The sequence below is a fragment of the Lacinutrix sp. Bg11-31 genome (assembly GCF_002831665.1).
Lineage (GTDB): Bacteria > Bacteroidota > Bacteroidia > Flavobacteriales > Flavobacteriaceae > Lacinutrix.
The window spans coordinates 1,454,833-1,471,023 of sequence record NZ_CP025118.1 but is presented as its reverse complement, the minus strand read 5'-3'; the positions used below and the strand labels follow the sequence as shown (position 1 = coordinate 1,471,023).

Genomic DNA, 16,191 nt, shown 5'->3' with positions numbered 1-16,191 from the left:
GTATTACTAATGTTTCATTGTTTGTGTGCTAAACAAGTCAATTAGTAATTTATAGTTTAAGATTCCTTTTTTTAAAGGAATTTGGCAGGTACTTTATCACGATGTTTCCAACGTTTGTGTGTCCATAAGTAATATTCTGGCTGTTCTTTTATTTGTGCTTCAACAAACGTCTTAAAAACGTCTGTAATCTCGTAATTACTAAACTCTTTTGGGTGTTCTGCAATGGTTTTAAAAGTCGTTTCGTAATACCCACGTTTTATTTTTCTAACATCAAAAAACACAACAGCCATATCTAAGTCTTTGGCTAGCATTTCGGCACCAGTGTAAAAAGGAACTTTAATACCCATAAAATCATTCCAATGGTGTGCTTTATCTACTTTTGGAGATTGATCTGCAACAAAGCCAGTAATACTTAATTCGCCACTTGCTTTTACATCTTTTAGTGTTTGCACGGTTTCTTTGGTCGTAATTAAATGGCTGTTGTAACGTGCACGAATACGTTTTACTAACGCATCAAAGTACTTATTGTTTAGTCTTTTGTATACGGCAAATCCTTTGTGGCTAACATAGGTTTGAAGAATAAAAATCCATTCCCAACTGGCATAATGACCACACATAATAATAAGGTCTCGTTTTTCTTTTTCTAGTTTCTGAAGGACTTCAATATTGGTAAATGCATACCGTTTTTTCATTTGAGCTTCAGAAATCGACATAGATTTTATCGCTTCAACAACCATATCACATAAATGATGATAGAATTTTTTTGTGATGGCATTTATGTCTTCCGAAGACTTCTCAGGAAAAACAAGATTTAAATTCTCCTGCACTATTTTTTTACGATAACCGAAAATACGATAGATAAAAAGGTAAAGAAAATCTGAAAATGCATACAATAACCTAAACGGAAGGATAGATACTAACCATAAAAACGGATAAATTAAAATGTACGCTATTAATTGCATGAATTAGTTTTAAATTTGTAGCAGCAAATATATGCTATATTTAAAAAATACGTTTATTGTTTATGGATATAAATATTATCACAATTATCATTATTGCAGCCAATGCAATTGCTTCTTTTAAAGGTTTTAATGATTTTGAGTTTTTCGAAAAATATAAGTTTAGTGTTGGAGCTATAAGCAGAGGTGGGAAAATTAGAATGATAACTTCAGGGTTTCTACATGTTAATCCGCAGCATTTATTCTTCAATATGTTTTCGTTATACTTTTTTGCTCCAGTAGTAATAGCAGAATTAGGAGATGTCTATTTTGTAATTATTTATATAGGAAGCTTATTGGTTGGTAATTTGTTATCCTATTATTTTCATAAAAACGAATACCATTACACAGCAGTTGGTGCAAGTGGAGCAGTTATGGGTATCATTTACTCTGCGATATTGTTGCAGCCAGGCATGAGTTTGTATCTCTTTTTAATTCCAATTCCAATTCCTTCTTATGTTTTTGGTGTTGGTTATTTATTGTATTCTATTTATGGAATGAGAGCAAAGGCAGATAATATTGGTCACGATGCGCATTTTGGAGGCGCAATTGGTGGTTATGTTTTAACACTTTTATTTGCAACATATCTTTTTAATACAAACTTTACAATGATTCTAGTATTGGCTATTCCAATTGTGTTATTATTTGTTTTAAAACGTTTAGGTAAAATATAGTCTTATGAATTATAATAACGATACCATAGTTGCATTAGCAACAGCCTCTGGTGCTGGAGCAGTAGCAATAATAAGGTTATCTGGTGAAGATGCTATTACTATTGCAGACAACAGTTTTCAATCTGTTAAAAAGAATAAATCGCTAATAACGCAAAAAACACATACTATCCATTTAGGACATATAATGGATGGAAAACGTACTATTGACGAGGTTTTGGTTTCGGTTTTTAAAAACCCAAACTCTTACACAGGAGAAAATGTAGTCGAAATTTCTTGTCATGGTTCTATATATATTCAGCAAGAAATTATTCAGTTGTTTCTTAGAAACGGTTGTAGAATGGCAAATGCAGGTGAGTTTACCTTACGTGCCTTTTTAAACGCCAAGTTAGATTTAAGTCAGGCAGAAGCTGTGGCAGATTTAATTGCTAGTGATAACGAAGCTTCACACCAAATAGCCATGCAGCAAATGCGTGGTGGTTTTTCTAGTGAAATCGCAAAATTACGCGAAGAATTAATGAATTTCGCTTCATTAATAGAACTAGAATTGGACTTTGCCGAGGAAGATGTGGAATTTGCCGACAGAACCCAATTTAAAGAATTAATAGTACGTATAGAGTTTGTTTTAAAGCGTTTAATAGACAGTTTTGCTGTAGGAAACGTAATTAAAAACGGAATTCCTGTGGCTATTGTTGGTGAGCCTAATGTGGGTAAATCGACACTTTTAAACGCGCTTTTAAACGAAGAACGCGCCATTGTAAGTGACATTGCAGGTACTACTAGAGATACTATTGAAGACGAGCTGGTAATAGAAGGCATTGGTTTTAGATTTATAGATACTGCAGGAATTAGAGAGACCGAAGATGTTGTAGAAAGTATTGGGATTAAAAAAACTTTCGAAAAAATGGAGCAAGCGCAAGTGGTTGTTTTATTGTTTTCTGCAGAAGAATTTAAAACCGAAAGTAAACGATTAAAGGTAGAAATAGAGAAGATAAAAAACCGTTTCCCATTAAAGCCATTAGTAATTATCTCTAACAAAATAGATACTTTAAATGAAGCGGAACTAAGTACGTTAAAATCGCAATTTGAAGAACTTCATTTGTTATCTGCAAAAACAGGTGTTGGAGTAGAAGAGCTTAAAGAAAAATTAATAGGCTTTGTAAATACTGGAGCACTTAGAAATAACGAAACTATAGTAACCAATACACGTCATTACGATTCGCTTTTAAAAGCATTTCAAGAAATTAACAGCGTAAAATCTGGTTTAGAAACTGGTATTTCGGGCGATTTATTAGCCATAGATGTTAGGCAAGCATTATATCATTTTGGTGAGATCACTGGGACGATAACAAGCGACGATTTGTTGGGTAATATCTTCGCTAATTTTTGTATTGGTAAATAACTATACAAATCAAAACAAACAAAAACGTTCTAAACCCTTATTTTATAAGGGTTTTTTTATTTGTTGTTTTTTGTTGTTTTGTTATAATAGGTACAAATTATGGTTTTTTTGTACCTATTTTGTACCTCGTTTTGATATATTTGGAGAATATAAACTTGAGGTTTAATTATGTCCCTTAGAACTTCTTAAAACCTCTTACGTTAATTTAAATACTCAAAAATCAGACAAATTATGAGTTCAAATATTCGTGTTGAAAAAATATGCCAGCATTGTAAAGCTGTATTTGTAGCAAAAACAACTAAAACTAAATTTTGTAGTGTAAGATGTGCAGGTAAAGCATATAAAATTAGAAAAAGAGAAGAGAAATTAGGGATAATAAGATCTGAAGTAAAACAAGAGAAACAAGTAATTAATAAAATAGATATTCAAGATAAAGATATCTTAAAAGTTTCAGAAGCTTCAATTTTAGTTGGCTGTTCAACAAAGACTATTTACAGGTTGATTAAGGGAGGAGAAATTAAGGCTCATAATTTTAGTCAGAGAATTACAAGAATTTCAAGATCTGAGATAAATAAATTTCTTGAAAAACCAGTAGGAAAAAGTGAAGTTTACTCTGTATTTAATAGAGGAGATTATTATACAATAACGGAGTTACAGGAACGGTTTAAAGGTAAATATTCTAAATCTTCAATTTTTGAAATACTAAAAGCTAAAAAAGTAACTAAAATTTCGAAAAAGAGGATGGTGCTTGTTTTAAAAGAAGAGGCTAATAATGCATTAAATTAATTTAAGATGATAAACGTAACGGTAAGACATAAAAAGATAGCAAATGGCAAGTTAAGCTTGTATTTAGACTTCTATCCTGAGATAATTCATCCATTAACAGGTAAATCTTCTAGAAGAGAGTTTTTAAAATTGAAAATTTTTGAAAAGCCAACTAATGATATGCAAAAAGCGCATAATAAGGAAACTATAAAACTAGCTGAGTTAATAAGATCAAAAAGGCTCATTCAGCTCAGGAATAAAGAATACGGATTTAAGGAGAATGTTAGTTTAGATATCAATTTTATTAGTTTTTTTGAGCTAATTGCAGATGAAGCATTGAATAGAACAACTTATAAAAATTATTTAATATGGAGTGCAGCTTTAAAATATTTTGTTCACAAATTTGGAAATGGTATTAAAACTAGACAATTAGATAAAAGTCACGTTAAAGGATTTCGAGAATTTTTATTGACAACTAATAATTTTAGAACTAATGAAAAGAAGAAGCTATCTGTTAACACTGCATCTACATATTATAAAAAGTTCATTTTTGTTTTAAAGGAAGCATATCGCAGAAATTTAACTGAGAATGACTTATCGCTTGAAGCAGATTACATAAAAGAAACACAAACATTTCGTGATTATTTAGATGAAGGTGAGCTTAGAAAACTTTGGACTACACCAATAAAGATTGAAAGTATAAAACATATGGCAATGTTTTCTGCCTTAAGTGGTTTAAGGTTTGTTGATATTTCTGCTTTAGACTGGTCTAAAATATATAATGATAAGCATCAAGGCTTTTATATTAGTTTAAAAGAAAAAAAGACAAATAATGTTAGTAATTTGCCTCTGTCTGTTGAAGCAATGAAAATAATAGAGCTCCAAGGAACAAATAAAGGTTTAGTATTTCCTGAAATAAAATATTCTCAAATTGTTAGACCAATAAAACAATGGGTTACAGATTCTGGTATTAATAAAAAGATTTCTTTCCATAATTTTAGACATAGTTTTGCGACACTCCAATTGGCAAATGGAACAGATATTTATACAGTATCAAAACTACTTGGTCATAAAAATGTATCAACAACTCAAATTTATACAAAGGTTATGGATAGAAATAAAATAGATGCTGTTAATAGAATAAATTTAGATTTAGATGGAATATAAAGATTTAATAATTTCAATAGAAAAAGAAGTTTTTGAAGAAATGAAGGAATTGTTTATTCAAATTTGCAATTCTCAACCTATAGTTATTTCATACAATATATTAAATCTTCAACTTGAAGAAGCTATTAATAATGAGGTAGGAATAATAACTAAACTTATTGATCACTATGATTTAAACTTAATAAAAATTTATGAATTGAGTAGATCTAAGTACGATGTTAGGGATTTAATAGAGCTACGTAATTATGTGTTAATTTATGATGTGCAACCTTTACTTGTAAACTTTGATACCTCAAAACAACTTGAGATAATCAAAAATATAGTAAAACATGATTATATTATAAAAGCATGCAATAATATGCAGAAGGAACATGCTTATTTAGATTTAGTGAGAAAGACTAAAAATTACGATTATTTTATGTACAATCGTGAAGATGGTTACGATTTTAGAGACACAAAAGAATATTCAGATTTGTATGAAATTGTGTACGACACACAATGGCAAGGAGGTTTTTATGCTAGATCTAAAACCACATCAACTGTGAGCAATGATATTAAAGAGTTTTCCGATAAAGAAATATTAGTGTTAAGAGGAATATTTTATAAAATTTTAGAAAAAGCTTACAATCATAAAGATCGAAAAATGCCATTTACTAAGAGTGATTTCAATAAAATGATTTCAATTTTGGGTAAGTTAGAAAAAGAGATTGACCTTTTTGAAAAGGCAGACCCTGGTCAATCATCATATATTCAATTTATTGGCCTATATAATAATTTAATAAAAACTACAAGACAGGATAATATAGAAGTGTTATTAAGTAAAGTTAAAAAATTTGATATCACTCCTTTGAATAAAGCACTGAAAATGTATAAAACAACAGGTAAGATTTAAGTATTCAATTCTATTTTACAACACATATAATATGCTTTTATGATACAATATCATGTGTAAAGCATTGTATTTCATATTGTTGATGTTTTGTTGTATAATTCTAGAGCGATTCAAGGCGTTACAAACTAACACAAAACACTACATAATATTGTTTCCATAATAATTAACCAATCAAATAATTATGGAGAACAAAATTCTTATTTTAAACGAAGATCTACTTGATAAATTAGTAGAAAAGTTAACAAGTAAAATAGTTAACAAAACCCAAAATCATGAAAATGATTCGGAAGAATTGTTAGATGTCACTCAAACATCACAATTAATTAAATTGACTAAGCCAACACTTTATGGTTTAGTTCATAAAAATAAAATTCCTTTTTATAAAAAAGGAAAAAAACTGTACTTCTATAAATCCGAAATTCTTAAATGGATTAATTCTGGTAGATCTACTACAAATAATGAATTAGAAGAACGAGCTAGTGAATACATGCTAAAAAATAGTCAGTTTTAATTATGGAAATCAATAGTAATAATAAGCCAAAACTGAATAATCAATTTTTTGATAATTTTAGTTTAGAAGATTCTATAGCAAACTTAATTGATACATGTAATTACAATCTTAATGAACGCTATTTATCACATGATGTGAAGGAAATCATTATTTTTTGTTTGAATGAACTTAAAAAAATTAAATGTTTTATAAAAAATGAAATAAGATTCGATTACCTAACAATTCAGAAAGAAATGGATCGGTTATATAAAGAGGATTCATCTATCACTGGTTATCATATTGTTTTCGATTTTATAGAAAAAGAGAATCCCAATAGAGCAAAGTTTAACGTATTAAAATCTAAAACCAACTAATTATGGAATATATAAGAGTAGGAACAGATTATTATAGAGTTGTAGATAGACCTCTTTTAAGTGGAGATACTATCAATACACTTGTAAAATGGACTAAAGGAGAAATTATAACAGATTATGGTAAAGACTATATTGCTGATATCCCTAAATACAATGGTTTTGTTACAATGCCTAGTAATATAAATTATGAAAAGGAAATTAAAGGCTTTTACAATGGGTATCATGAAATTGGTCATGAGTTAAAACAAGGATTATTTAATAGAACAGAATCATTTCTTAAACACATATTTGGGGAGCAATATGAGATTGGTTTAGATTACTTAACCATAATTTGGCAACAGCCAACACAGGTGTTGCCTATATTGTGTTTAGTAAGTGAGGATAGAAAAACAGGTAAGACTACATTTCTAAATTGGTTAAAGCAAGTTTTCCAAAAGAACATGACAATTAATAAAAATGAAGACTTTAGGAGTCAATTTAATGCAGATTGGGCTACCAAACTAATCATTGCTATAGATGAAGTTTTGTTGGATAGGAGAGAAGATAGTGAAAGAATTAAAAATCTATCAACCTCTAGAACTTACAAAATGGAGAATAAAGGAAAGGATAAGATTGAGACACCGTTTTTTGGTAAGTTTATTTTATGTTCCAATAATGAAGATAATTTTATTTTAGTAGACGAAAAAGAGATAAGATATTGGGTTAGAAAAGTGCCTTCTATTATAGATGCTGATGAGAATACAGAGTTATTGGAAGATCTAGAAAAAGAAATTCCATGTTTTTTAAATCATTTAAATACTAGAAAAATAGCAACACCTAAAAAAAGTAGAATGTGGTTTTCTAAGGAAGAAATTTTTACACCTGCACTTAGTAGATTGGTTAAAGGAAACAAAACTAATCTAGAAAAGGAGATTATAGAAATAGTTAATAATGACTTTTTTAGATTCGAAAAAGAAACAATATGCTATAGCGCTTCAGATTTAGTAGAACTACTTAAAAATAATAATATCAGGGCTTCTTCTTCTAAAGTGTCTGAAGTTTTGAAATCTAAATTTGGCTTATTGCAGAAAAACTCTTCGTATAAGCGTTATAATATATCTTCTATGTTATATACTAAAGAAGCAAAAACATTTATAGAGGAGACAATTGTAAAAGGGAGATATTACGAATTTAAAATAGAAAGTTTTGAATAAATTGTTGTTCTGTGGATTTTCTTCATGACACCCTTATATTACTTCATTAATCTGAGGCAACAACAAATCAACAATCATTCAACAAAGTAAAAAGCTATGTGTTGAAAGATTGTTGATTTCCTGTTGTTACTTGTTTGCTTGTGTATGCAAGGCTTTCAGGTTATTCTCAACGCTACAACGTGAGTTTTCACCCTTTTTTTTATAATAGGGTTTTACATTTGCAACAAAGCAACAAAGCAACAACTCAATAACGAGAGTAGAAATATGGAAAATACTTTAATTAGTTTTATGATTAAAGTTTTAAATATGTTTCTTTTGAACACCAGCACCAGCACCAGCACCAACTAACAACAATAACCAACACACCAACAACACTAATACCAACAACAATGCGTTGAATGTGCTTTTTGAAGAAAGGAGGTATTGTATCAAAATTTTATTTTAGGCACAAATTTATTTTCACTTAATATGCTTAAGATTAGTTGATTATGTTATTTTGTATGTGTGTTGTAAAAAAACAATAACATTTTGAGGATTCCCGTAAGGTCAATTTTTAAAAAGGTTTTATATTTAAAGTCTCCCTTTAAGATTAATAGCTGATTGAGTTTAAGATTAAATTAATTGCTGATAAGCATATAATAACAAGAAAATAGATACTTTTAAAAAGGTGCCTCAAATGAAAATGAAAACAAATTTTAGTTTTTTAGGAGATAATTATGTCGAATTATTTCAGTTAGCAGTGTTAGCTGAGCGCAACTGTTACGTTGATTCTAGTACGACCTTATCTAAACTGCGAATACTTACAGAAAAATTGGCTAGTATTTTAGTCGACTTCGAACAATTAGAAGAACCTTACGACAAAAAGCAAATGAGCAGATTAGCAATTTTAGCTAACAACTCAGATACACCAAGAGAAATAATAGATATTTTCCATACTATCAGAAAATCTGGTAATAAAGCATCACATTCAGGAGAAGGTACTCAAGCAGAAGCACGTTATATGCTTAGGCAGGCTTTTTACTTGACAAAATGGTTTATTGAGGTTTATGAAAATGAAGAGGTCGCTGTTGAATATACAACTCCAGAAGAGTCTTGGTTCATTGCAGATAATTCTAGAGCGAAAGAGCTTGAACAAGAGTTAGAACGTCTTAAGCAAGAAGTAGATAATTACAAGCAAAAAATACAAGAACAAACACAGATTTCTGAAGAAGCAAGACAACAGCGTAAAGAACGTGCTTTTGCTAAGGCTAAAAAGACAGAGGAAAACGAAGCAGAAACTAGAGATCGTATTGATAAACAATTACGTGATGCAGGTTGGGAATGTGATACACAAACCCTAAATTATAAATCGAAACGTACACTTCCTCAAAAAGGAAGGCAAATGGCTATTGCAGAATGGAAATGTGGCACTAAGTGGGCAGATTATGCTTTATTTAATGGTTTAGATTTAATAGGTATTGTAGAAGCTAAAAAGCACATTAAAAATGTAATGAGCGATTTAGGACAAGCAAAAAAATATAGCGAACTTGTAACTACAGATCAAAATATTTCATTTCCTAAGCATGCAAATAGTGAGAATTATAAAGTGCCATTTATGTTTTCTACTAATGGAAGACCATATTTAGAGCAATTTAAAACAGCCTCAGGTATTTGGTTTTGGGATGGAAGAGATCAGAAAAATTTAGCAAGACCTTTACCAAACTGGTTTTCTCCTAGAGATTTAGTAGAGAAGCTAAGCTATGATGAAAATGATGGTGTAGAAAAACTTCAAAAAACAGATTACGATTTACTTTCAGATCCAAGTGGTTTAAGTTTAAGAGAATATCAAATTGATGCTATTAAGGCTGTAGAGCAAAAAATACTTACTAATGTAGAAGATAGACGCGCTTTATTAGCAATGGCTACAGGTACAGGTAAAACGCGTACTATGATTGGTATGTGTTATCGTTTAATTAAGTCTAAACGCTTTAGACGTATTTTGTTTTTGGTAGATAGACGTATGCTTGGTACTCAAGCATCAGACTCGTTCAAGGAAGTTCATATCGAGGGATTACAAACCTTTGCTCAAATTTATGACTTACAAGATTTAGAAGATAAAGTGTTAGATATAGATACAAAAATACATTTTGCAACAGTGCAAGGTATGGTGCATCGTATTGCGTATTCAGATAATCCTCCAAGTGTTGGAGATTATGATTGTATTGTGGTTGATGAAGCGCATAGAGGTTATACCTTAGATAAGGAGATGGATGAAGAGGAATTTATTCTTCGTGACCAAATAGACTTTCAGAGTAAATACCGTATGGTATTAGACTATTTTGATGCGTACCGTATTGGTTTAACAGCAACTCCTGCCATTCATACCAAGGAAATATTTGGAGATCCTGTATTTATGTATTCGTATCGTAAAGCAGTTATAGAAGGCTATTTAATAGATTTTGAACCTCCTTACGTGTTTCAAACCAAACTATCAAAAGGTGGTATTGTTTGGGAAAAAGGAGATGAAGTAAAAATCTACGATCCAGAAGACAATGAAATTAAAGATTTAGGTGTTACAGAAGATGAAATTAAAGTAGATATTACTGGTTTTAATCGTAAAGTAATTACAGAAAATTTTAATCGGGTTATTTTAAACGAATTAATATCTACCTATGGTATTCACCCAGAAAATAAAGGAAAAACTTTAATATTTGCTACAACAAATGCGCATGCAGATATTATAGTAAAATTATTATATGAAGAGTTTCAAGCATTGGGAGAAAAAGTAGATGCAGATGCTATTGTTAAAATAACAGGAGATGTTTATAATAGAGAAGAGTTATTACGTAAATATAAAAATGATCCAACAATTCCTAATATAGTTGTTACTGTAGATTTGCTAACCACAGGAATAGATGTACCAAGTATATCAAATTTGGTGTTTTTACGACGCGTAAACTCACGTATTTTATACGATCAAATGGTTGGTCGTGCAACAAGACGTTGTGACGATATTGGTAAAGAAGTATTCAAAATATACGACTGCGTTGGCGTGACAGAGATTATGTCTAAAGAACAGGTAATGAAACCTGTGGCGCCTTTAGTTACCAAAACCTTTTCTAATTTAGTAGAAGAACTTGCTATTATTGAAGACAACTATAGTAAAGAAGCAAAACTAGACCGAATTATAGCGAAAATTCAACGTAAAATTTCTGGTTTTAACGAACAACAAAAAGAGCAATTCGAAATATTATCTGGAGAACCAACGGTAAGAGATTTTGCTAAAAAGCTAAAAGCAATAGATATAGATACTATAAATCAATCTATAGAAGATTATGGTCATTTATGGGAGTTTTTAGATCGCGAAAAAGGCAAAGCTTTAAACTATAATACTTTATACAGCGATCATGAAGATAAAGTAGAAGAGGTGTCTCGTGCTTACGAGAAAAACCTAAAACCTAAAGATTATTTAGAATCGTTTACCGAGTTTATTAATAATAACAGAAACGAAATTGCAGCTTTAAACATTGTATGTACAAAACCAAGCAGCTTAACACGAGCCGATTTAAAAGAGTTGCGTTTAATATTAGATACACAAGGGTTTAATAAAAACAACCTAAATACAGCATATAAAGAAGTTACTAATACTGATATTGTTGCAGATATTATCGCACATATACGTACGTCTGCTTTAGGTGAAGATTTAGTAAGCCATCAAGAGCGCATTACAAATGCAGTCGCTAAGCTTAAAACATCGCATAACTGGAATCAAATACAATTAAAGTGGTTAGATAAAATGGAAGCGCAATTGCAAAAAGAATCTATTATTACTTTAGAAGATTTAAATAAACCACCTTTTAGTGTAGATGGAGGATTAAAACGACTTGATAAAGTGTTTAAAAACGAAACAGCTCAGATTATTAGTGAGTTAAATAGCTATTTGTACGCTTAAATAGCTAAATAAAATAAATGAAAAATTTAATAAAAAAAGTTGCTGAAATTTCAAATAAATACGAGCAATTAAATAAAATATCAGGTAATGCTTTTAATGTTTTCGATGTTATAAATGTAACCACAAACGAAGTGAGATTGCATTCAAAATTTGTTGCAGAATTGTTAAACCCTAAAGGATCACATGGTCAAAATGATGTGTTTTTACAACTTTTTGTCAACCAATTTAATATTCAAATAGATACTGCTTCGGTAACAGTAGAAGTTGAAAAATATATAGGAAAAAAAACAGATACAGAAGGAGGTTATATAGATATTTATATTTCAGATAATAAAAATAGAAGTATAACAATTGAAAATAAAATCTATGCGATAGATCAAGAAAATCAATTATTACGTTACTATAATTTTAAAAAAGATAATATTTTATATCTTACTTTATTTGGAGATGAACCTTCTAAAAATAGTTATCAATTTGAGGATCAAAAATTAGAAATAGACAAAGATTTCAAGTTAACTTCATACAAAAATGATATCGAAGCATGGCTTATAAACTGTAGGAAAGAAGCAGTAGAGTTACCTTTATTAAGAGAAGGTATTACACATTACATTAATTTAATAAAAATACTTACAGGTCAATCTGCTAACAATAAAATGAATACAGAAATTAGAGATTATATCGCGTCATCTTCAGATAATTTAAAGCAAGCAGCTTTAATAGAAGAAAACATGATAACCGCAAAAGTTAAAATTCAATGGTTATTTTGGCAAAGCCTAAAAGAAAAAATGATTGCTAATGGCTTAGAAATAATCGAAAAGGGAAGTGTTTCATGGCAAAATGTAAATAACTATTATACTAAAAGTAGAAATAGAGATTTGTATTATGGTTTCTGGGTAAAGTTGTTTGAAAAAGATAACATAAGTATTCATTTCGGAATAGAGTTAGAGCAAAGTATTTATTATGGGTTTACTTTAGAAGAAAATGGAAAAGGCGGTATTTCTAATCTTGAAAAATTTGCAGAGTTTAAAAACTTAGTGAAAGAGATAAACCCTAGTTACACAAATAACCAAGCTTGGTTAGGTTGGAGACATACTGAAGAAAAGTTAAATTTTAGAGCATTTAATACCGAAGCTATTTTTAACTTGGCAGACCGAAAACTATTAGAAAAAACAACAGAAACTATTACTAAAAATATTTTAGTAGATATCAACGCATTAAAAATTAAATTAGAAAACATATAAATGGCATTATCCACCCAAGAAATAGTAAATAAACTCTGGAACCTTTGTAACGTATTACGTGACGATGGTATCACCTATCACCAATATCTTAACGAGCTTACCTTTATTCTGTTCCTTAAAATGGCAGAAGAAACCGATTACAACAACAAGTTACCAGAAGGGTATCGTTGGGAAGATCTTAAACAAAAAGAAGGGATAGAACTCGCTACGTTTTATCGAAAATTATTATTGCACTTAGGTACAGAAAGCACAGGTAAGATTCAAAAAATATACAACAACGCACAAACAAGTATTCAAGAACCAGCCAACCTACGTAAAATTATAAAGCATATAGACGAGCTGGATTGGTTTGAAGCCAAAGACGAAGGTTTAGGTGAAATGTATGAAGGCTTGCTAGAAAAAAATGCTAGCGAGAAAAAATCGGGAGCAGGACAATATTTTACACCAAGACCACTAATTAATGTGATGGTACGTTTAATGGATCCTAAAGTAGGCGAGCGCCTTAATGATCCTGCATGTGGCACCTATGGTTTTATGATTGCCGCACATCACCACATTTTAAACAACAACGATATTTATAAATTAAGTGAAGCCCAAAACAACCACTTGCAAAACGAGCAATATTCAGGTTGCGAGTTGGTAGGCGACACACACCGTTTAGCAATGATGAATGCCTTTTTACACGGTATGGGAGGAAACATTGCGCTAGGCGATTCTTTAAGCAGTTATGGCGAAAGCATTAAAAACAAAGATTTAGTCTTAGCAAATCCACCATTTGGAACCAAAAAAGGAGGAGACAGACCCACAAGAACCGATTTAGTATATCCAACTTCTAATAAGCAATTAAACTTCTTACAAGGTATTTACCGTAGTTTACATACTAGAGGAGGAGCAAGAGCAGCAGTTGTATTGCCCGATAATGTGTTGTTTGAAGATGGTGACGGACAAAACGTACGTAAAGACCTCATGGAAAAATGTAATTTACACACTATTCTACGTTTACCAACAGGTATTTTTTACGCAGCAGGTGTAAAAACAAACGTGTTATTTTTTGAGCGTGGTACTACAGATAAAGCCAATACCAAAGATGTATGGTTTTATGATATGCGCACCAACATGCCAAACTTTGGAAAACGTACACCATTTACCGAAAGCTATTTTGCAGATTTCGAGAAAGCATACACCGCCAAAGACCGAAACAAAATTAAAGACGAACGTTTTAGCTGTATTAGTAGAGCAACCATTGCGAAAAAGAATGACTCTCTAGATTTAGGTTTAATTGCAGATGATAGCATTACCAAAGCCGAAGATATTGGCGAACCTATAGAAATTGCCAAAGAAGCCTTAACCGAATTAACCAGCATTACCAAAGAGTTGAATGCCATAATTAAAGCATTGAACTAGATGGGAAAAGAATTACCAAAGAATTGGATTTTATCTAATATTGAAGATTCTATTGAAATATTAGACAATAAAAGAAAACCAGTAAGTGCTTCTGAAAGGGCAAAACGAATTGGAGATATTCCATATTATGGTGCGACTGGAGTAGCAGGTAAAATTGACGATTATATTTTTGATGAAGAGCTAATATTGTTAGGAGAAGATGGCGCACCATTTTTAGATTTTTCGAAGAATGTAGCCTATTTAATCTCAGGTAAATCATGGGTAAATAATCACGCTCACGTTTTAAAAGCTAGAAAGAATGTTACTTCTAATATTTTTCTATTACATTTTTTGAATCAATTTGATTACACAAATTATGTAGGAGGCACTACAAGATTAAAACTAAATCAAGGAAATTTAAAGTCTATTCCTTTTCCACTTCCACCACTTGTAGAACAACAACGCATTGTTGCCAAATTAGATGAATTATTTGGGTATCTAGACAGCCTTAAAACGCGTTTAAACCACATACCACAAATCCTTAAAAAATTTAGGCAAGCGGTGTTAACCCAAGCGGTAAAAGGGAAGCTTACTGAGGAATGGCGTGTTGGGAAGACGTTGGAGAAATGGAAAGAGGTTGAAAGTTCAAAAATATTTGAATTTGTAACAAGTGGTTCAAGAGGTTGGGCTAAATATTATAATGAATTAGGAGAGCAATTGTTCGTAAGGATCACAAATATGAACTATGGAAGTATGGAATTAGACCTCAGGGAAGAAAAGTGTCAATTCTTAAAACTACCTGATTCATCCGAAGGAAAAAGAACTCTTTTACAATCAAGAGATATATTAATTTCTATTACGGCTGATATAGGAATGATATCATTAATTCAAAATAGTTGGAATATTGAAGCATATGTTAATCAACATGTTTGTTTAGCTCGTCCAATCAAAGAAATAAATGAATTTTATTTATGTTTTTATTTAATGTCCGAAGATGGTTTTGGCCAATTAAAAAATCTTAAAAGAGGAGTTACTAAAGCTGGTTTAACTTTAGGGGATATTAAAAGTTTAGTTATTAAAATTCCTTCAAAAAAAGAACAAGCCGAAATCGTAAAACGTGTAGAACATTTATTTGCCAAAGCAGATGCTATAGAAGCGCAATACCAAAGCCTAAAAATAAAAATAGACAGCTTACCACAAGCTATTTTAGCAAAAGCCTTTAAAGGAGAATTGGTAGAGCAGTTAGATACAGATGGAGATGCAAAAGAGTTGTTGGAGGAGATACAGAAATTGAAGGAAGATTTGAAGCCTGTTAAGAAAACGGCTAGGAGGAGGAAGAAAACGTAAATAAATTATTGATGAATAAAATTATAAGTGTGTTAGAATCTAAAGTAGATCTTCTTAAAAGCTTGAGCTATTCTAAACTGAACATTCAAAAAGCAATAGACCTTAGTTTAGAGGTTAAGATCGAAGTTGATAAGTTAAAAGATTACGATAATTATGAGATTCAATTCTTTATAAGGAACTGGAGAGATTCAATTGATAATTTCGGAGCATTAACGATAGACAACGAAGAACACGATGATGTAAATAACTATTGGGATGATGCAATTAAGCAGATCTTGTTTGATATAGATATATTTATAATATACCTGAAGACACATGAATTATATATTTAGTAAGC

General features: G+C 30.7%; 15 protein-coding genes. 13 read left to right on the top strand and 2 right to left on the bottom strand.

Going from position 1 to position 16,191, the window contains the following annotated elements:
• Nucleotides 1-71: 71 nt before the first annotated feature.
• Nucleotides 72-962: a lysophospholipid acyltransferase family protein gene (locus CW733_RS06560; protein WP_100996441.1), complete on the bottom strand. Its 891-nt coding sequence runs from the start codon at nucleotides 960-962 to the stop codon at nucleotides 72-74.
• A 62-nt stretch (nucleotides 963-1,024) separates the two neighbouring features.
• Between CW733_RS06560 and CW733_RS06555 the strand changes: the two genes are divergently transcribed.
• The 8 genes from CW733_RS06555 to CW733_RS06520 all read left to right on the top strand — a co-directional run bounded on the left by CW733_RS06555 (nucleotide 1,025) and on the right by CW733_RS06520 (nucleotide 7,952).
• A complete protein-coding gene (locus CW733_RS06555) occupies nucleotides 1,025-1,672 on the top strand; it encodes a rhomboid family intramembrane serine protease (RefSeq protein WP_100996440.1) in 648 nt (215 codons plus the stop codon).
• A gap of 4 nt (nucleotides 1,673-1,676) precedes the next feature.
• The gene (mnmE, locus tag CW733_RS06550) at nucleotides 1,677-3,071 is read left to right on the top strand and encodes a tRNA uridine-5-carboxymethylaminomethyl(34) synthesis GTPase MnmE (RefSeq protein WP_100996439.1); all 1,395 of its coding nucleotides are present in this window, start codon (nucleotides 1,677-1,679) and stop codon (nucleotides 3,069-3,071) included.
• 231 nt (nucleotides 3,072-3,302) lie between these two features.
• A complete protein-coding gene (locus CW733_RS06545) occupies nucleotides 3,303-3,857 on the top strand; it encodes a helix-turn-helix domain-containing protein (protein ID WP_100996438.1) in 555 nt (184 codons plus the stop codon).
• 6 nt (nucleotides 3,858-3,863) lie between these two features.
• Nucleotides 3,864-5,003 carry a site-specific integrase gene (locus CW733_RS06540; protein ID WP_100996437.1) on the top strand — a complete coding sequence of 380 codons (1,140 nt, stop codon included), beginning with the start codon at nucleotides 3,864-3,866 and terminating at the stop codon, nucleotides 5,001-5,003.
• Nucleotides 4,993-5,895, top strand: a complete 903-nt coding sequence (locus CW733_RS06535; protein ID WP_100996436.1) for a hypothetical protein — start codon at nucleotides 4,993-4,995, stop codon at nucleotides 5,893-5,895. Before CW733_RS06540 ends, CW733_RS06535 begins: the two co-directional genes overlap by 11 nt.
• A gap of 181 nt (nucleotides 5,896-6,076) precedes the next feature.
• A complete protein-coding gene (locus tag CW733_RS06530; protein WP_100996435.1) occupies nucleotides 6,077-6,406 on the top strand; it encodes a helix-turn-helix domain-containing protein in 330 nt (109 codons plus the stop codon).
• 2 nt (nucleotides 6,407-6,408) lie between these two features.
• Nucleotides 6,409-6,759, top strand: coding sequence for a hypothetical protein (locus tag CW733_RS06525; RefSeq protein WP_100996434.1), 351 nt, complete (start codon nucleotides 6,409-6,411; stop codon nucleotides 6,757-6,759).
• A 2-nt stretch (nucleotides 6,760-6,761) separates the two neighbouring features.
• Nucleotides 6,762-7,952 carry a primase-helicase family protein gene (locus CW733_RS06520; RefSeq protein WP_100996433.1) on the top strand — a complete coding sequence of 397 codons (1,191 nt, stop codon included), beginning with the start codon at nucleotides 6,762-6,764 and terminating at the stop codon, nucleotides 7,950-7,952.
• A gap of 300 nt (nucleotides 7,953-8,252) precedes the next feature.
• Here CW733_RS06520 and CW733_RS16700 read toward each other — a convergent pair whose 3' ends face one another.
• Nucleotides 8,253-8,384 carry a hypothetical protein gene (locus CW733_RS16700; protein WP_255411482.1) on the bottom strand — a complete coding sequence of 44 codons (132 nt, stop codon included), beginning with the start codon at nucleotides 8,382-8,384 and terminating at the stop codon, nucleotides 8,253-8,255.
• Nucleotides 8,385-8,628: 244 nt separating this feature from the next.
• Between CW733_RS16700 and hsdR the strand changes: the two genes are divergently transcribed.
• From hsdR to CW733_RS06495, 5 genes are read left to right on the top strand one after another with little or no spacing between them, the layout of a single operon-like run.
• A complete protein-coding gene (hsdR, locus tag CW733_RS06515; protein WP_100996432.1) occupies nucleotides 8,629-11,883 on the top strand; it encodes a type I restriction-modification system endonuclease in 3,255 nt (1,084 codons plus the stop codon).
• Between the two features lie 17 nt (nucleotides 11,884-11,900).
• A complete protein-coding gene (locus CW733_RS06510; RefSeq protein ID WP_100996431.1) occupies nucleotides 11,901-13,124 on the top strand; it encodes a PD-(D/E)XK nuclease family protein in 1,224 nt (407 codons plus the stop codon).
• Complete coding sequence (locus CW733_RS06505; protein WP_100996430.1) at nucleotides 13,125-14,528, top strand: N-6 DNA methylase; 1,404 nt, start codon at nucleotides 13,125-13,127, stop codon at nucleotides 14,526-14,528.
• Complete coding sequence (locus tag CW733_RS06500; RefSeq protein ID WP_100996429.1) at nucleotides 14,529-15,854, top strand: restriction endonuclease subunit S; 1,326 nt, start codon at nucleotides 14,529-14,531, stop codon at nucleotides 15,852-15,854.
• An 11-nt stretch (nucleotides 15,855-15,865) separates the two neighbouring features.
• Complete coding sequence (locus CW733_RS06495; RefSeq protein WP_100996428.1) at nucleotides 15,866-16,186, top strand: hypothetical protein; 321 nt, start codon at nucleotides 15,866-15,868, stop codon at nucleotides 16,184-16,186.
• The last annotated feature ends 5 nt before the right edge of the window (nucleotides 16,187-16,191 follow it).